The sequence below is a fragment of the Pseudomonas sp. EA_65y_Pfl1_P113 genome, from assembly GCF_963970525.1.
GTDB lineage: Bacteria > Pseudomonadota > Gammaproteobacteria > Pseudomonadales > Pseudomonadaceae > Aquipseudomonas > Aquipseudomonas tritici.
Window position 1 is genome coordinate 1 of record NZ_CAXAQM010000540.1, and the last position, 459, is coordinate 459.

The 459-nt window shown below is 66.4% G+C and carries 1 pseudogene; it reads right to left on the reverse strand.

Features of this window, described 5'->3' with window-relative positions:
- A pseudogene (locus AACY52_RS30970) lies at positions 1 to 264 on the reverse strand (hypothetical protein); the annotation flags it as partial.
- Between the last annotated feature and the right edge of the window lie 195 nt (positions 265 to 459).

Sequence of the window (459 nt, forward strand, 5' to 3'; positions counted from 1 at the left end):
GACGAAGGTGGCGGTGACGTCGCCGAAGCTTTGGCTTTGCCCATAAGCGATCGGATGCCCGGCTTGCGGACCATAGCGCGTTTCCATGATCGCCAGCGTCTCGGGCGTCGCCCATACCGCCTCGTGCCCGCCGCGCGCATGGTCGGCATGGCCGTGCGTCACCAGCGCCACCGGCGACGGGCGCGCCGGATCGACCCACAGATTGGCGGGTTTCACATAGAGGCCGTGCGGGTGCGGTTCGACCCAGTCGCCGAGCTTTGCCATCGTGCCTATATGGGCGGGATGGCCGATGGTTCCCAGTTTGGAGATTCTGTTCCGATCTCCCTCTCCCTTATCTCCCTCTCCCATCGGGAGAGGAGTTTCGGGTCGGTCGTGCCCCCGGCACGACCTGAACAGCGCGGGGCGCTGTTCACCCGAAACTGGGCCCGCGCCGCAGGCGTGGGAAGGGTGAGGGTGACA